Source organism: Achromobacter sp. Marseille-Q4954, from assembly GCF_943737025.1.
GTDB classification, from domain to species: Bacteria; Pseudomonadota; Gammaproteobacteria; order Burkholderiales; family Burkholderiaceae_B; genus Achromobacter; species Achromobacter bronchisepticus_A.
This window is the reverse complement of sequence record NZ_CALSFQ010000003.1, coordinates 374,531-395,686: the sequence shown is the minus strand read 5'-3', so window position 1 is coordinate 395,686 and position 21,156 is coordinate 374,531. Positions and strand designations below refer to the sequence as shown.

The following is a 21,156-nucleotide window of genomic DNA, read 5'->3' as shown; positions in this document are numbered from 1 at the left end:
ACCCATCGCGCTCGAATTTGCCATGGCGGGATAGAATTCATCCCGAATCCACCCGCCCCCATCAATACAGCAAGCCTGAGCCTGTCATGTCCAGCCTTAAACCGGTAAAGAAAGAGAACCTCTCCGTCAGGGTCTACAACGAAATCCGCAATGCCCTGATCAACGGGCAGTACGAACCCGGCGAACGCCTGATCATTGGCGAACTGGCCCAGGAAATGGGCGTCTCCATCACACCTGTACGCGAGGCCATCTTCCGGCTGATCAGCGAGCAGGGACTGGAAATGCAGGCGGCCACCGCGGTCTACGTGCCTTACGTCAATTCGGAAAAGCTGCGTGAAATCCAGCAGATCCGCTTCCACCTGGAAGGCATGGGCGCGGCCGAAGCCGCACAGAACATCACGCGCAAACAGCTGGACAACCTGATCGCGCTGCAGCGGGATTTCATCTCCTGCACATCCAGCGATCCCAAGCGCGCCAGCTACCTCAACCGCAAGTTCCACTTCGGCATCCTGGAAGCCAGCAACAAGCCCATCCTGCGCGCCACGGTGGAATCGTTCTGGGTGATCACCGGCCCCATCCTCAAGGTGTTCCACGTCAAGACCTCTGGGCTGGACTATTCGCAGAACGAGCACCGCCACGAAGCGGTATTGGAAGCCCTGGAAGCGCGCGACTCCGAAGCCGCCAGGCAGGCCATCCAGGCCGATCTGGTCTGGGGCGGCAAGATCATGATCGACTGGCTGGTCGAGCGCGAAAAGGAACTCGACTACCGCCCCCCCGCTGCCCGCAAGTAGGCAAACCCGAAGGAATCCCCCATGCTGAAGATTTTTGGCGCGCCCAGCCGCTACATCCAGGGCGCCGGCGCCCTGGACACCCTGGGACAGTACGCAGCCCTGTTCGGCCGCCGCGCCGCCCTGGTCATAGACAGCTATGTGCATGGCGTGCTGGGGCCAAGAATCGAAGCCTTGTGCGCGGCGCATAACGTGTCGCTCGCGCCGCTGATCGTCGAAGGCGACCTGACGCCCGCGGCGATCACGCAATTGCGCGCGCAGGCCGCGCCTGCCGGCATCGACATGGTGATCGCGGTGGGCGGCGGCAAGGCGCTGGACGCGGGCAAGGCCGTGGCCAAGTCCTCGCACTGCCATCTCATCACCGTGCCGACCGTCGCCTCCAACGACGCGCCCACCAGCAAGAACTACGTCCTGTACGACGCCCATCACAACCTCCTGGCGGTGGAGCACATGCTGTTCAACCCCACCATCGTGCTGGTCGATACCGCCGTCATCGCCACCGCGCCGGCGAATTTCTTTCTCGCCGGGCTGGGCGATGCGGTCTCGAAGAAATTCGAAGCCGAGCAATGCAGCCGCAACGGCGGCCGCAACATGTATGACGGCGCGCCGCCCCTCACCGCCCAGTTCATCGCCGACGGCTGCCTGCGCACCCTGCTGGCCGACGGCGCGGATGCCGTGGCGGTTGCCGGCAGCGGCCAGCCCACGCCGGCCTTCGAACGCGTAGTGGAAGCGATGATCCTCATGAGCGGCCTCGGTTTCGAAAGCGGCGGCCTGTCCATCGCCCACGCGCTGACGCGCGGGCTGCCCAGGATCAGCGGCCTGGCGAGCGCCCCGCATGGCCTGCAGGTGGCGGTCGGACTGCTGGTGCAGCTGGACCTGGAAAACCGGACGGACGGCATGCTGGCCGAGCTGACCCGCTGGTATGCCCAGGTGGGCCTGCCCACCACCTTGCGCGAACTGGGTGCGGCCGACATGCCGGACGACACGGAACTGCGGCTGGCTGCGGAGCTGAGCCTGAAGGCCCGCCACGCCGCCAACTTCGACCGCGCGCTCGATACCGACACGCTGGCCGCCGCGCTGCGCCGCCGCGCCTGACGCGACAAGGGGCCGGATAGCTGCCGGCCCCTGGCCGCATCAGAACGCCACGTTGTCCTTGCCCTTCAAGTCGAGCTTGGCGCGCGCCTCTTCGGGCGTGGCGATTTCCAGGTTCATCGCCTCCAGGATGGTGCGGATGCGCTCCACCTGGACCTGATTGGATTGCGCCATCTCGCCCGGCCCGATCCACAACGAATCCTCCAGCCCCACCCGCACGTTCGAGCCCATGGCCGCGCCTATGGTGGCCAGCGGGATCTGGCCGCGGCCGGCGCCCAGGATCGACCATTCATAGTCGTTGCCGAACAGGCGGTCGGCCGTGCGCTTCATGTGCATCAGGTCTTCCGGGTGCGGGCCGATGCCGCCCAGGATGCCAAACACCGATTGGATGAAAGGCGGCGACTTGACCAGGCCGCGGTCCACGAAATGCGCCAGGTTGTACAGATGGCTGATGTCGTAGCACTCGAACTCGAAGCGGGTGCCGTTGGCGTTGCCCAGCGCGAGGATGGACTCGATGTCCTGGTAGGTATTGCGGAACACCAGCGAGCGGCTGTTTTCCAGATGTTCGCGTTCCCAGTCGTGCTTGAACTCCTTGAAGCGGCCCAGCATCGGGTACAGGCCGAAGTTCATGGATCCCATGTTCAGGGACGCCAGCTCCGGCTTGAAGGTGGTGGCCGGACGCATGCGCTCTTCCACCGTCATATGCGGGCTGCCGCCGGTGGTGATGTTGATGATGGCGTCCGTTTCCCGCTTGATCCGCTCCAGAAAGGGCTTGAACAGCGCCGGGTCCTGCGACGGCTTGCCGGTCTGCGGATCGCGCGCATGCAGATGCAGCACCGCCGCGCCCGCCTTGGCCGCGCCGATGGCCGCTTCGGCGATCTCGTCGGCCGTCACCGGCAGGTGCGGCGACATGCTGGGCGTATGGATGGCGCCCGTCACGGCGCAAGTGATGATGACTTTCTGCTTGGGCTTAGCCATTGTTGTCTCCGTTGTCCTGTTTATGGCGCATGAGGCGCATCAGTTTTTCATCGCGCCAGAAGCGGCGCTTGGCAAGATCTTCCTGCGGCAGCAGGCCGCGGCGTTCCTCCGACAGCGCGTCGACCAGCGCGCCGTCCCAGGCGACGGGTTCGCCCTGGGTCGCGCCGATGGACTGGTACAGCCCGCCGTAGCGCGCGCAATAGTCGGCAATGCCGCCGGGTGCGTTGAGGTCTATGGTTTCGAACGGTCCCATGAACGACCAGCGCAGGCCCAGGCCGTCCTTCACCGTGGCGTCGATGTCCTCGGCGCTGGCGACGCCCGCGCTGGCCAGGCGGAACGCCTCATGCAGCAGCGCGCCCTGCAGGCGGTTCAGGATGAAACCTTCGATTTCGCGCCGCACCAGCACGGGCTTCTGGCCGATGCCGGCCATGACGGCGCGGGCGGAATCGACGGCCTGCGGGCTGGTCCAGGGCGCGGGGCACAGTTCCACCACCGGGATCAGGTACGGCGGATTCACCGGGTGCGCCACCAGGCAGCGGTGGCGTCCGGCCAGATGCCCGGTGAATTCGCTGGCGGGGATGCTGGATGTGGAGCTGCCGATGATGGCGTCGGGTTCGGCCGCCGCGTCCAGTTCAGCAAACAGCGCCCGCTTGATCTCGACGTTTTCGGGCGAGTTTTCCTGGATGTAGCGGGCGCCCTTCAGGGCATCCGCCAGGCTGCCGGCCACATGGACACGCCCACCTATGGCCTCGGCGTCCTTCAACAAGCCTTGGGCTTCAAGTTCCCGCAGCTGCTGCAAGATCAGGCCGCGGGCTTCGGCCAGCATGGCGGCGTTGACGTCATACAGGCGCACTTCCCAGCCCATGCGGGCGAACACGATGGCCCAACCCTGGCCTATCAGGCCGGTTCCGATGATGGCGGCGCGCTGCGCCTTGGACCCGGCGTCCATCAGTAGAGCTTCTGCGTGAAGCCGTCCACCACGATGGCCTGCCCCGAAACGCTGCGGGCGGCCTCGCTGGCATTGAACAGCACCATGTTGGCGATATCGCGCGCCGTGACCATGCGGCCCAGCGCGGCCTGGTTCTCGTACTGCGCGGCGATCTCCTCCACCGGCCGGCCCAGCGTATCCGCCTTGGCCGCGATGACGGCGCGGATGCGCGGCCCTTCCACCGCGCCGGGCAGGATGGCGTTGACGCGGATGCCATAGGGGCCCAGCTCGATGGCCAGGGACTTGGTAAAGCCGATCACCGCCCACTTCGAGGCGGAATAGACGGAGCGCCCGGCAAAGCCGAGATGGCCGGCCGCGGACGACAGATTGATCATCACGCCGGCCTTGGACTCCTTGAGCAGGCCGATGGCCTGGCGCGCGCACAGGAATTGCCCGGTGATGTTCACGGCCAGCGTGCGGTCCCAGTCCGCCTTGGACAGGGTTTCGACGTAGCCGGTGGGACCGGCCACGCCCGCGTTGTTGACCAGGATGTCCAGGCCGCCCAGCTTGGCGCGGACCTGGTCGAACAGCGCGGCGACGCTGTCTTCGTCCGAGACGTCGGCCAGGGCCGCATGCACGCCGGGCAATTCGGCCGGCAGCGCGGCCAGGCGCTCCTGGTTCACGTCGCATACGAACACGGAGGCGCCGGCATGGCGGAACACCTTCGCCATCTCCAGGCCCAGCCCGTCCGCGCCGGCGGTGATGAGCACCTTTTTCCCGGCGAAATCCACTTCCTCGAACATGCCTCTGTCTCCTGATTCTTATGAAAAACGGCCGATTGATGATATACGATATATGAAAAAAACAGCTATTTTCTAGCGTTTGTTGCAACCGTTGCAGCCACCGGAATGCTTCATCCCAAAGCCGTAAAACCCCCGCCATTTGTTTGATATCAGCCCGCTAAGTCTTTATTCATGCGGCTTTAGGGAATTCCCCGATTCGGCGGGTTACGGCCCCAACTAGAATCCAAGGCGGGGTTTGCTACCCGCCCGGCCGATATATCATATATTCAAAAAAACGGACCAAACAAGAAAGTCCGCATCCCATACCGACAAAGGAGCGTAGACAGTGTTCAAGTTCAACAAAATTGCTTTGGCGCTGGGCCTGTGCGGCGCGCTGGCAAGCGGCACCGCAGCGGCCGACATGAAGGTAGGCGCCCTCTTCCCGTTCAGCGGCGCGCTCGCGCTTCTGGGACAAGAGAGCTATCGCGGCCTGGAACTGGCCGTCAATGAGATCAATGCCGCCGGCGGGGTCAACGGCGAAAAGATCGAGATCATCAAGGCCGACGCCGTCGATCCGACGCAAGCCGTGTCGGAAACCAAGCGCCTGATTTCCTCCAACGTGGTCGGCGTGTTCGGCAGCTACGCTTCCGGCATCTCCTATGCGGCCTCGCCCGTGACCGAGCTGGCCGGCGTGCCCTATTTCGAACTGGGCGCCACCGCGCACAAGATCACCACCCGCGGCTACAAATACCTGTTCCGCAGCAACCCCAACACCGCGCTGTACGGCGTGTCGGTGGTCAACGCGCTGCACGACACCATCGCGCCGGGCATGGGGCTGAACCCCAAGGACATCAAGATCGGCATCATCCACGAGGACGGCCCCTACGGCACCGACGTGGCCGCCACCGAGAAGAAGCGCGCGCAGGAGCTTGGCTATACGGTCGCGGAAGTGCTGCCGTACTCGGCCAAGACCGTGGACCTGTCCTCGCTGATCCTGCGCCTGAAGGGCGCCAAGGTCGACGTGGTGCTGCAGACGGCCTACCAGAACGACGCCATCCTGTTCTTCAGCCAGGCGCGCGCCGCGGGCTTCAAGCCCAAGGTCGTGATCGGCGCGGGCGGCGGCTATTCGCTGGCGGACACCGCCAAGGCCGTGGGCGCCGACATGAACGGCGTGTTCGACCTGGACTTCCCGCAATCCTCCATCAATCCCGCGGGCGCGCCCGGCCTGGACAAGTTCCTGGAAGCCTACAAAGCCACCTACAAGAGCGACCCCCAATCCGGCCACAGCCTGACCAACTACGTCGGCGCCAAGGCCTTCTTCGAAGCCATCGGCAACGCCAAGTCCACCGACAAGGACAAGATCCGCGCCGCGGTCCTGGCCTACAAGAAGCCGGCCGGCCAGACCGCCAACGGCTGGGCCTTCGACTTCGGCGAAGACGGCCAGAACAACGCATCCACGTTCTACGTGATGCAGTGGCAGGACGGCAAGCTGGTCACCATCGCACCCAGCAACCTCGCACTCGGCAAGCCCGTCTTCAAGAAATAAGCGCCACGCCAGTGCTCAGGCGCTCGGGGGCGCCTGACGTTTCCCGGGGTCCGCGCGCCCCGGTTCGGCCGACGACACGGCCGGGCCGGGGCCGCCACCCGTTCTAAGAGGTTGCAACATGGAACTATTCATTCAACTGGTCATCAACGGCCTGTTGCTGGGCGGCGCGTACACCATCATCAGCCTGGGGCTGACGCTGATCTTCGGCGTGGTGCGCGTCGTGAACTTCGCGCACGGCGAGTTCCTGATGATAGGCATGTACATGGTCTATCTGATCGCGGCGCAATTCGGCGTGCATCCCTATGCCGGCCTGGTACCCGTCGCCGTCATCCTGTTCGCGCTGGGCGCGCTGACGCAGAAGGGCATCATCCAGCCGCTGCTCAACGCCGACCAGCACATCCAGATCTTCGCCACGGTGGGCGTGTCCACCATCCTGCTGAATCTCGCCCTGGTGATCTTCGGCGCCAACGTCTACCGCGCGCCGGTGGAGCTGGGCACCAATGCCATCGACATCGGCCCCTATTCGATGGTGACCGGGCAGCTCGTTACCTTCGTGATCGGCCTGACCCTGGCGGTGCTGCTGCACCTCTTCATGCACCGCACCTACCTGGGCCGCGCGCTGCGGGCCGTGGCGCAGCACCGCTACGCCGCGACCCTGATGGGCGTGAACGTCAACAACGTCTACGCCATCGCCTTCGGCCTGGGCACGGCCTTCGTCGGCATCGCCGCCGGCCTGCTGGCGCCGCAATATCCGGTGTTTCCCACCGTCGGCACGTACTTCGTGCTGACGGCGTTCGTGATCGTGGTGCTGGGCGGCCTGGGCAGCCTGTACGGCGCGGTGGCCGGTTCCATGATCATCGGCATCGTGGACACGCTGGCCGGCTTCTACATCGCCCCCGACCTGAAAGAGGTCGTCTATTTCGGGATCTTCCTCTTGATCCTGGTGCTGCGTCCGAACGGCCTGTTCGGCGTCGGCACAGAGTGATCAGAGCAACAAGGAGCGAGATGTGTTTCCCGATATCCGACACCCCAAGACCTACGTCAGCCTCATCCTGCTGATCGCGATGTTCCTTGTGCCCGTGATCATGGGCACGCCATTCTGGACCAACCTGTTCGTGCTGCTGTTCGTGTTCTCGGCCCTGTCCGTGGCCTGGAATATCGTCGGCGGCTACGCCGGCCAGCTGTCCCTGGGCCACGCCGTGTTCTACGGCATCGGCGGCTACACCGCCACGCTGCTGACGCAGAACTTCGGCATTTCGCCGTGGTTCGGCATGCTGGCGGGCGCGGCGATCTCGGGCGCGGTCGCCATCCTGATCAGCTACCCTACCCTGCGGCTGCGCGGCCCGTTCTTCGCGCTGGCCACCATCGCGATCCTGGAAGTGGTGCGACTCCTGGTGATCCACGAGGAAAGCTGGACGGGCGGCTCCAGCGGCATCAGCCTGCCGCTGAACATAGGCTGGACCTGGATCGTGTTCCGCGAGAAGGTCAATTACGTGATCATCGCCTTCGGCCTGTTCCTGCTGGTGACCTGGGCCTCCTGGTACATCCGCAAGTCGCGCATCGGCCACTACCTGATCGCGATCCGCGAACGCGAGGATGCGGCGCTGGCGGTCGGCATCCATACCGTGCGCATGAAGATCATCGCCGCGGTCGTGTCGGCCATGCTGACCAGCATCATCGGCACCTTCCACATCACCTACCTGACCTTCGTGGACCCCAGCTCGGCGTTTTCGCTGGAACTGTCGATCCAGGTGGCCATGTTCGCGCTGATCGGCGGGCTCGGCACGGTGGCCGGCCCCATCGCCGGCACCTTCCTGGTGCTGCCCATCGCCGAACTGGCGCGCGGCTGGCTCAGCAGCGTGGGCAACGGCATGCACGGGCTGATCTACGGCCTGATCCTGGTCGCGGTGGTGCTGACCATTCCGCGCGGCCTGGCCGGCGCCTTCGGCCCGGCCATCGAACGCTGGCTGTCGCGTCTGCCCTATCTGGGCGCACCTCGCGCCAAGCTCAAGCTGGCCGATGAACTGCGCCTGCACAACGCCGAACGCACGGATCAGCCGGTGCTCAAGGCCGACAAGCTGTTCAAGAGCTTCGGCGGCCTGCGCGCCACCAACGACGTGTCGCTGACGCTGAACCAGAACGAGATCCTGGGCATGATCGGCCCCAACGGCGCGGGCAAGACCACGGTGTTCAACCTGCTGTCGGGCTTCCTGTCGCCGGACAAGGGCGGCATCACCATGCTGGACGCGCAAGGCAAATGGGTCACCTGCAAGACGCCCGACGAGTTCGCGCACCAGGGGCTGGGCCGCACCTTCCAGATCGCCAAGCCGTTCACCGGCCTGACCGTGCTGGAGAACATCATGCTAGGCGCCTTTATCCGCACCTCGAACCGGGACGAGGCCGAACAGATCGCGCTTAAGGTCGCCGAACAGACCGACCTGGTGAAGTACCTGGACATCGAGGCGCGCAACCTGACCGTGGGCGGCATGAAGCGCCTGGAAGTCGCCCGCGCGCTGGCGATCAAGCCCCGCATCCTGCTGCTGGACGAGGTGATGGCCGGGCTGAACCCCACCGACATCGAGAAGTCGATCCAGATGATCCGGCGCATCCGAGATTCCGGCGTGTCGGTGCTGCTGATCGAGCACATGATGCAGGCCACCATGGCGCTGTCCGACCGCATCATCGTGCTGAACGAAGGCGCGGTGCTGGTCAGCGGCGCGCCCAAGGACGTGGTGGAGAACCCCGCCGTCATCGAGGCCTATTTGGGCAAGGAGTACCAGGATGCTTAAGGTTTCGAATCTGTCCTCGGGCTACGGCAAGAGCCAGGTCCTGAACGGCCTGAACTTCGAGGTCCATGCGGGCGAGATCGTCACGCTGATCGGCGCCAACGGCGCCGGCAAGACCACCACCTTGAAGACGCTGTGCGGCGTCATCGCCGCCATGGACGGCAAGGTCGAGTTCGAAGGCCAGGACCTGACCAACCGCAAGCCCTACGACATCGTCGACGCGGGCATCACCATGATTCCCGAAGGCCGCCAGCTGTTCCCGCACTTCACGGTGCGCGACAACCTGCTGATGGGCTCGTACAAGCGCGCCGCGCGCCCCATCGTGCAGCGCAAGCTGGACGAGGTGCTGGGCATCTTCCCGCGGGTGCAGGAACGCTTGAACCAGTACGCCGGCTCGCTTTCCGGCGGCGAACAGCAGATGGTGGCAATCGCCCGCGGCATGATGGCCGATCCCAAGCTGCTGGTGTTCGACGAACCCTCGCTGGGCCTGTCGCCGCTGCTGGTGCAACAGATGTTCGACATCATCCGCGGCGTCACCGCGCACGGCGTGACCGTGCTGCTGGTGGAGCAGAACGTGTTCCGCACGCTGCGGCTGGCGGACCGCGGCTACGTGCTGGAGAACGGCGCCATCGTGCGCACCGGCACCGGCGCGGAGCTGCTGAGCGACCCGCATGTGAAGAAGGCCTATCTGGGCCATTGATACCAAGGATTCCTTATGTCTTTACGCTGCACATACATCGACCACGGCCAGGGCGGCGCGCCCGACTGCATGCGCCTGGCCGAACGCGACATGGAAGCGCCCGCCGGCCGCCAGGTGCTGATCGAGGTCGCCTACGCCGGGGTCAACCGCCCCGACGTGCTGCAACGCTCGGGCTCCTATCCGCCGCCTCCGGGTGCCTCGCCCCACCTGGGGCTGGAGGTGTCCGGCACCGTCATCGCCGCCGGACCCGACGCCAGCCTCTGGAAAGTCGGCGACCAGGTCTGCGCGCTGACGCCGGGCGGCGGCTACGCCCAATACTGCCTGGCGGACGAACGCCATTGCCTGCCCGTGCCGCGCGGCCTGGACTTGCTGACGGCCGCCGCCATCCCCGAGAACTACTACACCGTCTGGACCAATGTGTTCGACCGCGCCCGTCTGGCGGCCGGCGAGCGTTTCCTGGTGCACGGCGGTTCCAGCGGCATCGGCCTGACCGCGATCCAGCTGGCGCGCGCCTTTGGCGCCGAAGTCTGGACCACGGTGGGCAATCAGGAAAAGGCCGACGCCTGCCTGGCCGCCGGCGCGCACCATGCCGTGCTGTACCGCGAGGCCGACTTCGAGGCAGCGGTGCGCCAGGGCAGCGGCGGCGCGGGCGTGGACGTGATCCTGGACATGGTGGGCGGCGCCTACATGAACAAGAACCTGCGGCTGCTGGCGCTCAATGGCCGGCTGGTGCAGATCGCTTTCCTGGAGGGCAGCAAGGCCGAGATCGACGCCATGCCCATCATGCTCAAGCGCCTGCAATTCACCGGCTCCACATTGCGCCCCCGCTCCGACGAGGACAAGGGTGCGATCACCCGCGCGCTGGCGGAAAAGGTGCTGCCGCTGATGGAACAGGGGCAATGCCTGCCCCGCATCCACAAGGTGTTCCCTCTGGAGGAAGCGGCCCAGGCGCATGCGCTGATGGAAAGCAGCAAACACATCGGCAAGATCATGCTGAAGGTGGCCGCATGAGCGGACGCTTCAAGGACCAGGTCGCCATCGTGACCGGCGCGGTCGGCGGCATAGGTTCGGCCATCGTCGAAGGCTTCCTGGCCGAAGGCGGCCGCGTGGGCCTCATCGATTTCAATGCGCAGGGCGGCCAGGCTTACGAAAAGGAACTGCGCAAGCGCGGCCACGGAGTCTGCTTCGTGCACGCGGACGTCGCGCGCTTCGAGGAGTGCCAGGCGGCCTACGAACGCATCAGCGCGGAGCTGGGTCCGGCCACCATCCTGGTCAACAACGTCGGCATTTCACCGAAGACCGATGGACGCGCGCTGAAGGTCTGGGAGATGCCGCCCAGGGAATGGGAGAACGTGGTCGCCGTCAACCTGAACAGCGTGTTCTACATGACGCACCTGGCCACGCCGCACATGGTGCGCGAGCGCCAGGGCCGCGTGATCAACATGTCGTCGGTGGCCGGCCGCGCCTATTGCGACATCGTGGCGGCGCATTACGCGGCCACCAAGGCCGGCCTGATCGGCCTGACGCGCCACTGGGCCGCCGAACTGGGCGAGCACCAGGTCACGGTCAACGCCCTGGCGCCGGGACGCATCAGCACTCCCTTGCTGAAGACCGTGCCCAAGGAGATCAATGACGCGGTCGCGCAGGTGACCGCGCTGCGCCGCCTGGGCACGCCGGAGGAAGTGGCGGATGCCTGCCTGTTCTTCGCGTCGGACCAGGCCCGCTTCGTCACCGGCCAGGTGCTGGACGTGGCCGGCGGCTGGCTGATGACCTGAGAGCATCGCAGGCAGCGCCCGCCCGAACGCAGGCGGGCGCTTTCTTCACCCGTGCGCGCCCAGGTGGTAGACCACCGTGTCCAGCCGGCTGACGCCGGCCGCCAGGAACTTCGGTTCCTTTTCCAGGATGTCGCGGCGATCGATGATCCTGGCGGGCGACACGCCCGCAAAGATGTTCTGCACTTCGCTGTCCACGACAGAGAACGGCGGCCCCGGCATTTCTTCCTGCGGATAATCCAGCGTGATCAGCAGTCCCTGGTAGGCGGGCGACAGATTGCCGTAGACGTGGCGCACGTAGTCCGCGCGCATGGTATCGGGCAACGCCACCAGCGCGGCGCGGTCATAGGCGCCCACGCAATGCGACAGCAGTTGCGCGTCCAGTTTGAAGATGTCGCCGCAGATGATTTCGATGCTGCCCGCCACGTAGTGCTTGCCATAGACGGACACGTGCGTGAGCGGCTTGAGCTCGTTTTCCTCGAAGAATTGTTCGACCGCGAGCTGCGACAGCTCGACGCCCAGCACGGAATGCCCCTGGGCCGCGATCCACACCATGTCCAGCGACTTGCCGCAAAGCGGCACCAGCACCCGGCCGTCCTTGGGTACGCCCAGCGTCGGCCAATACTTCTGCAATAGCGGCGTGACCCGCGATTGATGAAAATGCGTGCGCCCTTCGCGCCAACGCTCCAGCCAGAATTCCGCGTCCATGCCCGGTCTGCCTCCTGTGTATCGGTGCGGGGCATTGTAGTTCGCCGGCGCGACGGCGGGCGTCCCGGCCCTACATCCGCGGCAGCAGGCTGCGGATGTCGTCCACGATGGGCACCGCGGCCAACGCCATGAGCATCAGCGCCAGCGGCACCGTCGAGCCGAACCCGAAGTTGAAGAAGGAATACGCGCCCGTCACGCCGCCGACGAAGAACAACGACACCAGCACGGTGAGCACGACAAGCTTGCTACGGTCCGCGCACACCGGCCGCATGGATGCGGGATCCCCCTTGGCCATGTTCCAGTAAAACAGCTTGCCCAGTTCTATGCCGATATCGGTGACCATGCCCGTCACGTGCGTGGTGCGGATCTCGGAGCGCGACAGCTTGGTGATCATGGCGTTCTGCAGACCCATGATGTAGCAAAGCAGCATGACGGTGCCCGGCACATAGAACCAGCGCAGCGTCTCCAGGTTGGCGCCAAGCAAGCCGAAGCCCAGCAGCAGCACGGCTTCGTATAGCAGCGGCATGGCGTATTCGCTGGTCAGGCGCGAGCGGCGCCCGAAGTTGATCAGGAAGGCCGAGCTGGCGGCGCCGGCCAGAAAGGACAGCAGCGCCGCCAGGCCCTGCAGCACCACGATCACCCCGCCCAGCGCCAGGTTATCGGCCATCATGGAGACGATGCCGGACATGTGCGAGGTGTATTGCTGCACGGCCAGGAAGCCGCCGGCGTTGACCGCGCCGGCGGTGAAAGTCAGGGCGTAAGCCAGGTGCCTGTTGGCCTGGGGGCTGCGGCTGACGGCCGTCAGGCGGCGTAGATACGGAATGGCCACGCGTGTCCCTTCAAGACAAGAATCCATACACAGCAAAGTGCATGACATTCTAGTCGCCGCGGCACGGCGCGAGGTCCGGCGCGCCGGCCGCCAGCCATGCCGGCGGCGGCCCCGCCCGCCTCCGGCGTTTTACACCGCGCCGGATTCGCTCAGCTGCTTGCGCCGGTATTCGCCCTGGCGCACATGCATCCAGCCCGGATACTCCGGCGGCAGGGCGCTGACCTGGTCGAGTTCGGCCAGTTCGTCCGCCGTCAGGCGTATCGCCGTGGCCGCCAGATTGTCGTCCAGCTGCTCCACGCGCTTGGCGCCGATGATGACGCTGGTCACGGCCTGCTGGTGCAGCAGCCAGGCCAGGGCTACCTGCGCCACCGATACGCCGCGCGCGCCGGCGACGCGCCGCAGGACCTCGATGCTGTCATAAGCGCGTTCCTGGTCCACCGGCGGGAAGTCGAAGGCGGCGCGGCGGCTGCCGGCTTCGGCCTGCCCGTCGCGGCTGTACTTGCCGCTGAGCAGGCCGCCCGCCAGCGGACTCCATACCATCAGGCCCACGCCTTCGCTTTGCAGCATGGGCACGATCTCGCGCTCCAGGTCGCGGCCGGCAATCGTGTAATAGGCCTGCAGCGATTCGAAGCGCGCCAGCCCCAGGCGTTCAGCGATGCCCAGCGCCTTCATGATCTGCCAGGCGGCCCAGTTGGACACGCCGACATAGCGCACGTGGCCATGCTGCACCAGATTGTCCAGCGCCCTGACCGATTCTTCCACCGGCGTGGCGGGATCGAAGCCATGGATCTGGTAGAGGTCGATATGATCCAGCTGCAGGCGCGACAGGCTCTTCTTGACGCCGTCCATGATGTGCGAGCGCGAGTTGCCGCGCGCATTGACGCCGGCGCCCGTCTGTCCGAACACCTTGGTCGCGATCACGACGTCCTCGCGCGCCACCTTCAGGTCGCGCAGCGCTTGCCCGGTGATGACCTCCGAGCGGCCCTCGGAGTACACGTCGGCCGTGTCGATGAAATTGACGCCGGCATCCAATGCGCGGCCCACCAGCCGGTTGGCGTCTTCCTGCTGCAGGCTGCCGATCTTGCTCCACAGTTCGCCTTCGCCGCCGAAGGTCATGGTGCCCAGGCAGAGTTCCGACACGAACAGGCCGGTGCTTCCGAATTTCTTGTACCGCATGGTTGCGCTCCTTCAAGGGCTGGGCGGGAGCCGGCGCTCCGGGATGGAATGGCCGCGGCCCGCCTGCCGGGATGAAGGCAAGTATGCGTCCAGGGGCCGGCGCGGACGCTGCTTGATCCTGCCCTTTTTTTGCCCAATCCTGCAGCGCTGCCCCGCCTGTGGCGCCTGGCCGCTCATTCCTCCGAGTTTTCTGCCCATTTCTCCATGAAAAGCGCCACCGCCTGGACGCAGGCTCGCTTAGGCATACACTGAAAGCCACCCAATCCTCCGACTTTCTGCCGCCCTATGCCTACCCGGCACGGCGCGCCACGGGAGCCCCCATGACCATCACATCCGCACTTGCCGCCAGCGTCGCCGTCCCGGCCCTGGACGTCGCCTATGAGCCGGCGCGGCGCGAACTGCTCTGCACGCTGGAACGCATGACCGGAGACCTGGAGGGTTCGCTGGACACGCCCATCGAGGGCCTGTTCCTGCACCGCATTTCGCAGCCCACCGGCGCCAAGCCCGGACTGCAGAAAGCCGCCCTGGGCGTTATCGCCCAGGGATCCAAGCGCCTGCTCATCGGCGATGAAGCCTACGAGTACGACCCCTTCCATTACCTGATTTCCTCGGTGGATCTGCCGGTCGTGGCCAAGGTGTCCGTCGCCAGCCCGACCCTGCCCTATCTGGGCTTGCGGCTGGACCTGAACGTGGAGGAGATCACCGCGCTGATCAGCGACGACAGCCTGCCGCCGCAGCCGCCGGCCGAGGCCGCGCGCGCGCTTTGCGTCAATCCGCTGGGCGGCGCGCTGCTGGACGCGGTGCTGCGCCTGTTGCGCCTGCTGGACACCCCGCGCGACATTCCCATCCTGGCGCCCCTGGTCAAGCGCGAGCTGCTGTACCGCCTGCTGATGAACGGCCAGGGCGCGGTGCTGCGCCAGTCGGTGCTGCAGGACAGCCAGCTCAACCGCGTGGCCAAGGCCATCCGCATTCTGCGCGACAACTATGCCCTGCCCCTGCGCGTGGAAGAGATCGCGCGCGACGTGCACATGAGCGTGTCCTCGCTGCATCATCATTTCAAGCAGGCCACCGCCATGAGCCCGCTGCAATACCAGAAGCACCTGCGCCTGCAGGAAGCACGGCGCCTGATGCTGACCGATGACGCCGGCGTGGCGCTGGCGGCCCATTCCGTGGGCTACGAAAGCTCGTCGCAATTCAGCCGCGAATACAGCCGCCTGTTCGGTTCGCCGCCCTTGCGCGACAAGCAGCGCTGGAAGGACGAAACCGCCTCGGCGCCAGCCTGAGCCGCCGGTCCGGCATCCCTAGGGGATTGCCCTAATCCTAATTTGACAACGTTACCATTAGACTGCCGCCATCAAATGATAACGTTGTCATAACCCTGATTTTTCTTCGGCGGCCACATGAATCCATTCCTGGAAACCCTGCTCGATACTCCACTGGACGACACCTACCGGGGCATTCCTCCGGGCGAACCCGCCGTCCCGCTGCGCGGTGTCGCAGCCCGGGGCTGGCAGCCCAGGAGCGGCAACATGGCCCTGCCCGTCCTGACGCTGGATGAGGCCGCCTTCGCCCACAACGTCGAGCAGATCTTCCAGTACGCCCGCAGCCACGGCGCGGCGCTGGCGCCGCATGCCAAGACGCCGATGTCGCCGCAGATCGTGCAGCGCCTGCTCGACGCAGGCGCCTGGGGCGCCACCGTCGCCAACCTGCAGCAGGCCGCCGTGCTGTTGCGCGCCGGCGTATCCCGCCTGATGCTGGGTAACGAGATCGGCGGCGCGGCCAGCGGCGCCCGCCTGGGCAAGCTGCTTGCAGGCTACCCCGACGCGCGCCTGCTGGCGTTCGCGGACTCCGCCGACACCGTGCGTTCGCTGGCCGCCGCGGCCGCTGAAGCCGGCCGGCCCGTGGAGGTGCTGGTGGAAGTCGGCGGCGGCCGCGCGGGCGCGCGCGACGATGCCGCGGTCGCGGCCATCCTGGCCGCGATCCGCGAGCAGGGCGACAAGCTCGCGCTGGCGGGCGTGGCCACCTACGAAGGCGCCGTCGCCAGCTCGGACGCGGCGCTCACCGCCAGCAATATCGCCGCGCTGATGGAGCGCGCCGCCCGCGCGTTCAAGGCAGTGCGCGCGCTGGCGCCGCACGCGCCGCTGGTGTTCACCGCGGGCGGCTCGGCCTTCTTCGACCATGTCACGCAGGCGGCCAAGGGCTGGCTGGCCGAGGACGGCAATGCCCAGCTGGTGCTGCGCAGCGGCGCCATCTTCTTCCATGACCACGGCACCTACCAGCGCGCGCTGCAGGCCATGGACGCCCGCGCGGGCTTCCAGGTCGACGGCCAGGCGCGCAACGCCGCCGCCGACTTCCGGCCGGCCCTGCGCCTGTGGGGCGAAGTCCTGTCGCGCCCGGAACCGGGCCTGGCGATCTGCGGCTTCGGCATGCGCGACGTGTCCTACGACCAGGACCTGCCCGCGCCGCTGGCCGCCTTCCGCGGCGGCGCGGCCCTGCCCGGCTGGGATATGCAAGCCCGCGTCACGCGGCTCAACGACCAGCACGCCTTCCTCTCCATCGCGCCGGACAGCGAGCTGGCGCCGGGCGACGTGATCGAGTTCGGCATTTCGCATCCCTGCACCTGTCTGGACCGTTGGCGCGTCTTCTTCGGCCTGGACGCGGACGGCCGCGTGCAGTCGGCCTACCGCACGTTCTTCGGATAAGCCATGCAACAGCTGAACTTCCAACAGATCTGGCGCTACCGCGAACAGCTCTGGGACGGCATCCAGGTCACGCTGGAGCTGACCGTCATCGCCGTGGTCGCGGGGCTGGCCATCGGCCTGGCCGGCGCCCTGCTGACGCGCCATGGTCCCAGGCCGGTCAAGCTGGCGCTGCGCGCCTATGTCGAGGTGTTCCGCAACACGCCGTCGCTGATCCAGCTGTTCGTCGTGTTCTTCATCCTGCCGGGGCTGGGCCTGCGCATGCCGCCCTTCGTGGCCGCGGCGCTGGCGCTCAGCCTGTATTTCGGGGCCTACGCCATCGAGATCCTGCGCGCCGGCCTGGACTCCATTCCGCGCAGCCAGATCGAGGCCGGCCATTGCCTGGGCCTGAGCACCTGGCAGGTGTACCGCCACATCGTGCTGGCGCCCGCCTTGCGCAACGTCTACCCCGCGCTGGGCACGCAGCTGGTCATCCTGCTGCTCGGCACCTCGCTGGCCTCGCAGGTATCGGCCGAGGACCTGTTCCATGCCGGCAGCTTCATCGAAAGCCGCACCTACCGCAGCTTCGAGGTCTATGCCGTGATCTGCGGCATCTATTTCACGCTGGTGCTGATCACCAAGGCCTTGCTGGCCCTGGCCGGCAGTCTGGCCTTCACCTGGCCCGTGCGCCGCTAGGAGTCGCGAGCATGCGTACGTTTACCCTGAGTGATTTCGCCTCCCTGCTCAGCGCGCTGCAATGGACCGTGGCCCTGGTGCTGATCGCGCTGGCCATCGGCGCGCCGCTGGGCCTGGGGCTGGCGCTGCTGCGCGGCCACCGTTCGGCGCCGCTGCGCTGGCTGGCCGCAGCCATGCAACAACTGGTCCAGGGCGTGCCGCTCCTGGGCCTGCTGATGTTCTTCTACTTCGGCATGCCGGTGTTCCTGGGCATCGAGGTGCCCGCGCTGACCGCCGTCAGCGTCGCCTTCATCATCTACACGGCGGCCTTCCTGGGCCAGATCTGGTACGGCGGCATCCAGGCCGTGAAGCACGAGCAATGGGAAGCGGCCGCCTGCCTGGGTCTGTCCAAGTGGCACCAGTTCCGCCACGTGATCGCGCCGCAGGCGTTCCGCCTGTCGCTGCCGCCCACCGTGGGCTTCCTGGTGCAGCTCGTCAAGGGCACCTCGCTGGCCTCGGTGGTGGGCTTTGTCGAACTGGCGCGCGCCGGGCAGATCGCCAGCGCGGCCACCTTCCAGCCCTTGCTGGTCTATTCCTGCGTCGCGTTGCTGTACTTCGCGGCGTGCCTGCCCCTGACGATGTGGGCCCGTAACCTGGAGGGCCGCTTCCATGGCGCTCGTTGAAGTCTCCAACATCCACAAACGCTTCGGCGCCAACGCGGTGCTCAACGGCGTCTCGCTCGAGGTCAACGAAGGCGAGATCGTCACCATCATCGGCCGCTCCGGCTCGGGCAAGTCCACCCTGCTGCGCTGCCTGAACGCGTTGGAGACGGTGGATGACGGCGACATCCGCATCGGCGGCGAACGGATCCACGCCGGCATGCCCGGCCTGCGCCAGTTCCGCCAGCGCGTGGGCATCGTGTTCCAGCAGTTCAACCTGTTTCCGCACCTGAACGTGGAACGCAACATCACGCTGGCGCCCACGCTCAACGGCAAGATCGCCAAGTCGCAGGGCCGCGCGCTGGCGCTGGACGTGCTGCGCCGCGTCGGCCTGGCCGAAAAGATCGACGCCTATCCGGCCCTGTTGTCGGGCGGCCAGCAACAGCGCGTGGCGATCGCGCGCTGCCTGGCCATGGCGCCGCAACTGATGCTGTTCGACGAAGTCACCTCGGCGCTGGACCCCGAGCTGGTGGGCGAGGTGCTGAAGGTCATGGAAGACATGGCGCGCCAGGGCATGACCATGGTGCTGGTGACGCATGAAATGGCCTTCGCCCGCAACGTCGCCTCCAAGGTCGTGTTCATGCACCAGGGCCGCGTCTGGGAACAAGGCCCGCCCGCCGAACTCTTCGCCAACCCCCAAACCCCCGAGCTGCGCCAATTCATCGGCACGGCCGCGCCTTCCTCCCACTAAGTCATCCGCCACTGGAGTCATTGCATGAAACTGTTCGCCAAGCTGGCCGCCGCCGCGGCCGTCTGTCTCTCCCTGGCCGCGCCCGCCTCGGCCGCCGACAAACTGCAGGACGTGCTGGGCGCGGGCAAGCTGCGCGTGGGCGTGCTGATGGACGCCGCGCCCTGGGGCTTCAAGGACGCCAAGGGCGAGGCCGCGGGCCTGGACATCGACCTGGCCAAGCTCATGGCCGCCGACATGGGCGTGAAGCTGGAGCTGGTGCAGGTCACCGGCGCCAGCCGCATTCCCAGCCTGCTGGCCGGCAAGGTCGACGTGCTGATCGCGGCCGCCGGCGCCACCCCGGAACGCGCCCAGCAGGTCATGTTCTCGCAGCCCTATGCCGCGGTGAACCTGGGCGTCTACGGCGGCGCCAGCATGCCGCAGGCCAAGACCGTGGACGAACTGAAGGGCCACAGCATCGCCGTCGCCAAGGGCTCCACGCTGGACATCTGGCTCACCGACAACGCGCCGGGCGCCAAGCTGGTGCGCTTCGAGGACACGCCTTCGGCCGTGGCCGCCTATCTGGCGGGACAGTCGGAATCGTTCGCCGAGAACAGCGCCATCGCGCTCAAGGTGGCCGAGGACAACGCCGCGAAGGCGCCCGAACTCAAGTTCCTCATCCGCCAATCGCCCGCCCACGCCGCCGTGCAGCAGGGCCAGCAGAACCTGCTGAACTGGATCAACACCTTCCTCTTCACCAACCGCCTGAACGGCAAGCTGCCGGCCCTGCAGCAAAAGTGGTTCAAGGAAGCCCAGACCCTGCCGCAGATGTAATCGGCCGACATACCAAGGACTCGCATGATCAAACGCTACAAATCCGGCTCGCGCATGAGCCAGGCCGTCTCGTACAACGGCTTCGTGTTCATCGCCGGCCAGGTGGCCGACAATCGCCAGGGCTCGCTGGAATCGCAGACCCGCGAAGTGCTGGCCAAGATCGAAGCGCTGCTGGCCGAGGCCGGCAGCGACAAATCGCGCCTGCTGGCCGTGGACGTGTTCCTGCCCGCCATCGGCGACTTCGACGCCATGAACCGCGTCTACGACGCCTGGGTCGACCCCGCCAATCCGCCGGCCCGCGCCTGCGTCGAGGCCCGCCTGGCCGACCCCGACCTGCGGGTCGAAATGACCGCGGTCGCCGCGCTACGCTAAGCGCGCCTTGCTGCGGCCTTCCGATCCCTCTTCGCGCCGCCTCGCGCGGCGCTGTTGTATCTCCCCATGCATACCGGCCTGTTTCACGACATAGATTTCGATGCCGACGGCAAGGCGCTCAGTTTCCTGGGCACCCCCTACTCGGTGGACCGTTCGCCTTACTACCAGATCAAGACGCCCATCTGCCGCATCCGCAACGGCAGCGGCCCGCGCGTGCTGCTCATGGCGGGCAACCATGGCGACGAATACGAAGGCGAAGTCGCCCTGGGCCGGCTGATCCGCCGCCTGGATCCCGCCCGCATGCGCGGCGAGGTCACCATCCTGCCGCTCGCCAACCTGCCTGCTGTGATGGCGGCGCGGCGGCGCTCGCCGCTGGATAACGGCAACCTCAACCGCGCCTTCCCCGGCGTGCCCGGCGGCACCCCGACCGAACGCCTGGCGCACTTCCTCGAACACGAACTGTTCCCGCGCCACGACGTGGTGTTCGACATCCATTCCGGCGGCACCTCGATGGCACACCTGCCCACCGCCCTGATCGAGCGCCAGGACTCGCCCGGGCGCATGGCGCGCGCGCTGGACCTGATGGGCTCGCTGGGCATGGGCCACGCCTTCGTCGCCGCCAATGGCCGCGATGCGCCCACCTCCATGGCGGCGGCCGCGCGCGCCGGCGCGATCGGCATCAGCGGCGAGTTCGGCGGCGGCGGCACGCTGACGCCCGCCACACTGGCCGCGACCCAGCGCGCCATCGACAACCTGCTGCAGAAGCTGGGCGTGACCGACGCGCCCGTGCTCGGCCCGCACCAGCCCGGCGCGCCCGCCATGCAACTGCTGGAACTGGACAGCCACGAACAGAACATCTTCGCCACCCGGCGCGGCTGGTTCGAGCCGGCGGTGGACATCGGAGCCAGCGTGCGCGCGGGCGACGTCGCGGGCTACTACCACGACCTCAACCAGCTGGACGCGGAAGAGGAAGTTCTGCGCTTCCGGCAGTCGGGTATCGTCATTTCCCGGCGCCTGCACACGGACTGCGAATCCGGCGACAGCCTGATCCAGGTTGCGCGTCCCGTCGGCCAGGCTGATATCCTGACGCCTGCCGCCTGATCCCGGAACAATCAAAAGAAACCGC

The 21,156-nt window shown here is 66.6% G+C and carries 21 protein-coding genes and 1 pseudogene; 16 read left to right on the top strand and 6 right to left on the bottom strand.

Going from position 1 to position 21,156, the window contains the following annotated elements:
* Positions 1 to 86: 86 nt before the first annotated feature.
* Both NGK62_RS27300 and NGK62_RS27295 read left to right on the top strand, forming a co-directional pair.
* A complete protein-coding gene (locus NGK62_RS27300; protein WP_059379533.1) occupies positions 87 to 791 on the top strand; it encodes a GntR family transcriptional regulator in 705 nt (234 codons plus the stop codon).
* Between the two features lie 21 nt (positions 792 to 812).
* Entirely contained in the window at positions 813 to 1,883 is a 1,071-nt protein-coding gene (locus tag NGK62_RS27295; protein WP_251881232.1) for a glycerol dehydrogenase, read from the top strand.
* 39 nt (positions 1,884 to 1,922) lie between these two features.
* On the opposite strand, the gene kce is transcribed toward NGK62_RS27295, so the two are convergent.
* The 3 genes from kce to NGK62_RS27280 are packed head-to-tail and all read right to left on the bottom strand — an operon-like array spanning position 1,923 to position 4,589.
* Complete coding sequence (gene kce / locus NGK62_RS27290; protein WP_251881230.1) at positions 1,923 to 2,858, bottom strand: 3,5-dioxohexanoate:acetyl-CoA acetone transferase; 936 nt, start codon at positions 2,856 to 2,858, stop codon at positions 1,923 to 1,925.
* On the bottom strand, positions 2,851 to 3,807 hold the full coding sequence (locus NGK62_RS27285) for a 3-hydroxyacyl-CoA dehydrogenase (RefSeq protein WP_251881228.1): 957 nt from the start codon (positions 3,805 to 3,807) through the stop codon (positions 2,851 to 2,853). The genes kce and NGK62_RS27285 overlap by 8 nt, the downstream gene beginning before the upstream one ends.
* On the bottom strand, positions 3,807 to 4,589 hold the full coding sequence (locus NGK62_RS27280; RefSeq protein ID WP_054457818.1) for an SDR family oxidoreductase: 783 nt from the start codon (positions 4,587 to 4,589) through the stop codon (positions 3,807 to 3,809). Before NGK62_RS27280 ends, NGK62_RS27285 begins: the two co-directional genes overlap by 1 nt.
* A 325-nt stretch (positions 4,590 to 4,914) precedes the next feature.
* Between NGK62_RS27280 and NGK62_RS27275 the strand changes: the two genes are divergently transcribed.
* The 6 genes from NGK62_RS27275 (at position 4,915) to NGK62_RS27250 (ending at position 11,375) form a co-directional block, all read left to right on the top strand.
* Positions 4,915 to 6,114, top strand: coding sequence for an ABC transporter substrate-binding protein (locus NGK62_RS27275; protein ID WP_118934496.1), 1,200 nt, complete (start codon positions 4,915 to 4,917; stop codon positions 6,112 to 6,114).
* A 118-nt stretch (positions 6,115 to 6,232) separates the two neighbouring features.
* Entirely contained in the window at positions 6,233 to 7,099 is an 867-nt protein-coding gene (locus NGK62_RS27270) for a branched-chain amino acid ABC transporter permease (protein WP_054457820.1), read from the top strand.
* Positions 7,100 to 7,121: 22 nt separating this feature from the next.
* A complete protein-coding gene (locus NGK62_RS27265) occupies positions 7,122 to 8,903 on the top strand; it encodes a branched-chain amino acid ABC transporter ATP-binding protein/permease (protein WP_118934498.1) in 1,782 nt (593 codons plus the stop codon).
* Positions 8,896 to 9,600: an ABC transporter ATP-binding protein gene (locus NGK62_RS27260; RefSeq protein WP_118934500.1), complete on the top strand. Its 705-nt coding sequence runs from the start codon at positions 8,896 to 8,898 to the stop codon at positions 9,598 to 9,600. Before NGK62_RS27265 ends, NGK62_RS27260 begins: the two co-directional genes overlap by 8 nt.
* A gap of 15 nt (positions 9,601 to 9,615) precedes the next feature.
* Complete coding sequence (locus tag NGK62_RS27255) at positions 9,616 to 10,611, top strand: NAD(P)H-quinone oxidoreductase (protein ID WP_251881226.1); 996 nt, start codon at positions 9,616 to 9,618, stop codon at positions 10,609 to 10,611.
* The gene (locus tag NGK62_RS27250) at positions 10,608 to 11,375 is read left to right on the top strand and encodes an SDR family oxidoreductase (RefSeq protein WP_059379540.1); all 768 of its coding nucleotides are present in this window, start codon (positions 10,608 to 10,610) and stop codon (positions 11,373 to 11,375) included. Before NGK62_RS27255 ends, NGK62_RS27250 begins: the two co-directional genes overlap by 4 nt.
* Before the next feature lie 45 nt (positions 11,376 to 11,420).
* On the opposite strand, the gene NGK62_RS27245 is transcribed toward NGK62_RS27250, so the two are convergent.
* From NGK62_RS27245 to NGK62_RS27235, 3 genes and pseudogenes are all read right to left on the bottom strand, one after another.
* Entirely contained in the window at positions 11,421 to 12,080 is a 660-nt protein-coding gene (locus NGK62_RS27245; RefSeq protein WP_251881224.1) for a thiopurine S-methyltransferase, read from the bottom strand.
* A 91-nt stretch (positions 12,081 to 12,171) separates the two neighbouring features.
* A pseudogene (locus NGK62_RS27240) lies at positions 12,172 to 12,909 on the bottom strand (YoaK family protein); the annotation flags it as partial.
* Positions 12,910 to 13,038: 129 nt separating this feature from the next.
* The gene (locus NGK62_RS27235; protein ID WP_251881222.1) at positions 13,039 to 14,085 is read right to left on the bottom strand and encodes an aldo/keto reductase; all 1,047 of its coding nucleotides are present in this window, start codon (positions 14,083 to 14,085) and stop codon (positions 13,039 to 13,041) included.
* Between the two features lie 320 nt (positions 14,086 to 14,405).
* Between NGK62_RS27235 and NGK62_RS27230 the strand changes: the two genes are divergently transcribed.
* From NGK62_RS27230 to NGK62_RS27195, 8 genes are all read left to right on the top strand, one after another.
* A complete protein-coding gene (locus NGK62_RS27230; protein WP_059379544.1) occupies positions 14,406 to 15,368 on the top strand; it encodes an AraC family transcriptional regulator in 963 nt (320 codons plus the stop codon).
* Positions 15,369 to 15,485: 117 nt separating this feature from the next.
* Positions 15,486 to 16,787 carry an alanine racemase gene (locus NGK62_RS27225; RefSeq protein ID WP_251881219.1) on the top strand — a complete coding sequence of 434 codons (1,302 nt, stop codon included), beginning with the start codon at positions 15,486 to 15,488 and terminating at the stop codon, positions 16,785 to 16,787.
* A 3-nt stretch (positions 16,788 to 16,790) separates the two neighbouring features.
* Positions 16,791 to 17,459 carry an amino acid ABC transporter permease gene (locus NGK62_RS27220; protein ID WP_118933731.1) on the top strand — a complete coding sequence of 223 codons (669 nt, stop codon included), beginning with the start codon at positions 16,791 to 16,793 and terminating at the stop codon, positions 17,457 to 17,459.
* An 11-nt stretch (positions 17,460 to 17,470) separates the two neighbouring features.
* Positions 17,471 to 18,121, top strand: coding sequence for an amino acid ABC transporter permease (locus NGK62_RS27215; RefSeq protein WP_054457830.1), 651 nt, complete (start codon positions 17,471 to 17,473; stop codon positions 18,119 to 18,121).
* Positions 18,108 to 18,848: an amino acid ABC transporter ATP-binding protein gene (locus tag NGK62_RS27210; protein ID WP_118933730.1), complete on the top strand. Its 741-nt coding sequence runs from the start codon at positions 18,108 to 18,110 to the stop codon at positions 18,846 to 18,848. Before NGK62_RS27215 ends, NGK62_RS27210 begins: the two co-directional genes overlap by 14 nt.
* Before the next feature lie 24 nt (positions 18,849 to 18,872).
* A complete protein-coding gene (locus NGK62_RS27205) occupies positions 18,873 to 19,658 on the top strand; it encodes a transporter substrate-binding domain-containing protein (RefSeq protein WP_059379547.1) in 786 nt (261 codons plus the stop codon).
* Positions 19,659 to 19,682: 24 nt separating this feature from the next.
* A complete protein-coding gene (locus NGK62_RS27200; RefSeq protein ID WP_054457833.1) occupies positions 19,683 to 20,030 on the top strand; it encodes a RidA family protein in 348 nt (115 codons plus the stop codon).
* A gap of 66 nt (positions 20,031 to 20,096) precedes the next feature.
* Positions 20,097 to 21,131: a M14 family metallopeptidase gene (locus NGK62_RS27195; protein WP_251881217.1), complete on the top strand. Its 1,035-nt coding sequence runs from the start codon at positions 20,097 to 20,099 to the stop codon at positions 21,129 to 21,131.
* Positions 21,132 to 21,156 lie beyond the last annotated feature (25 nt).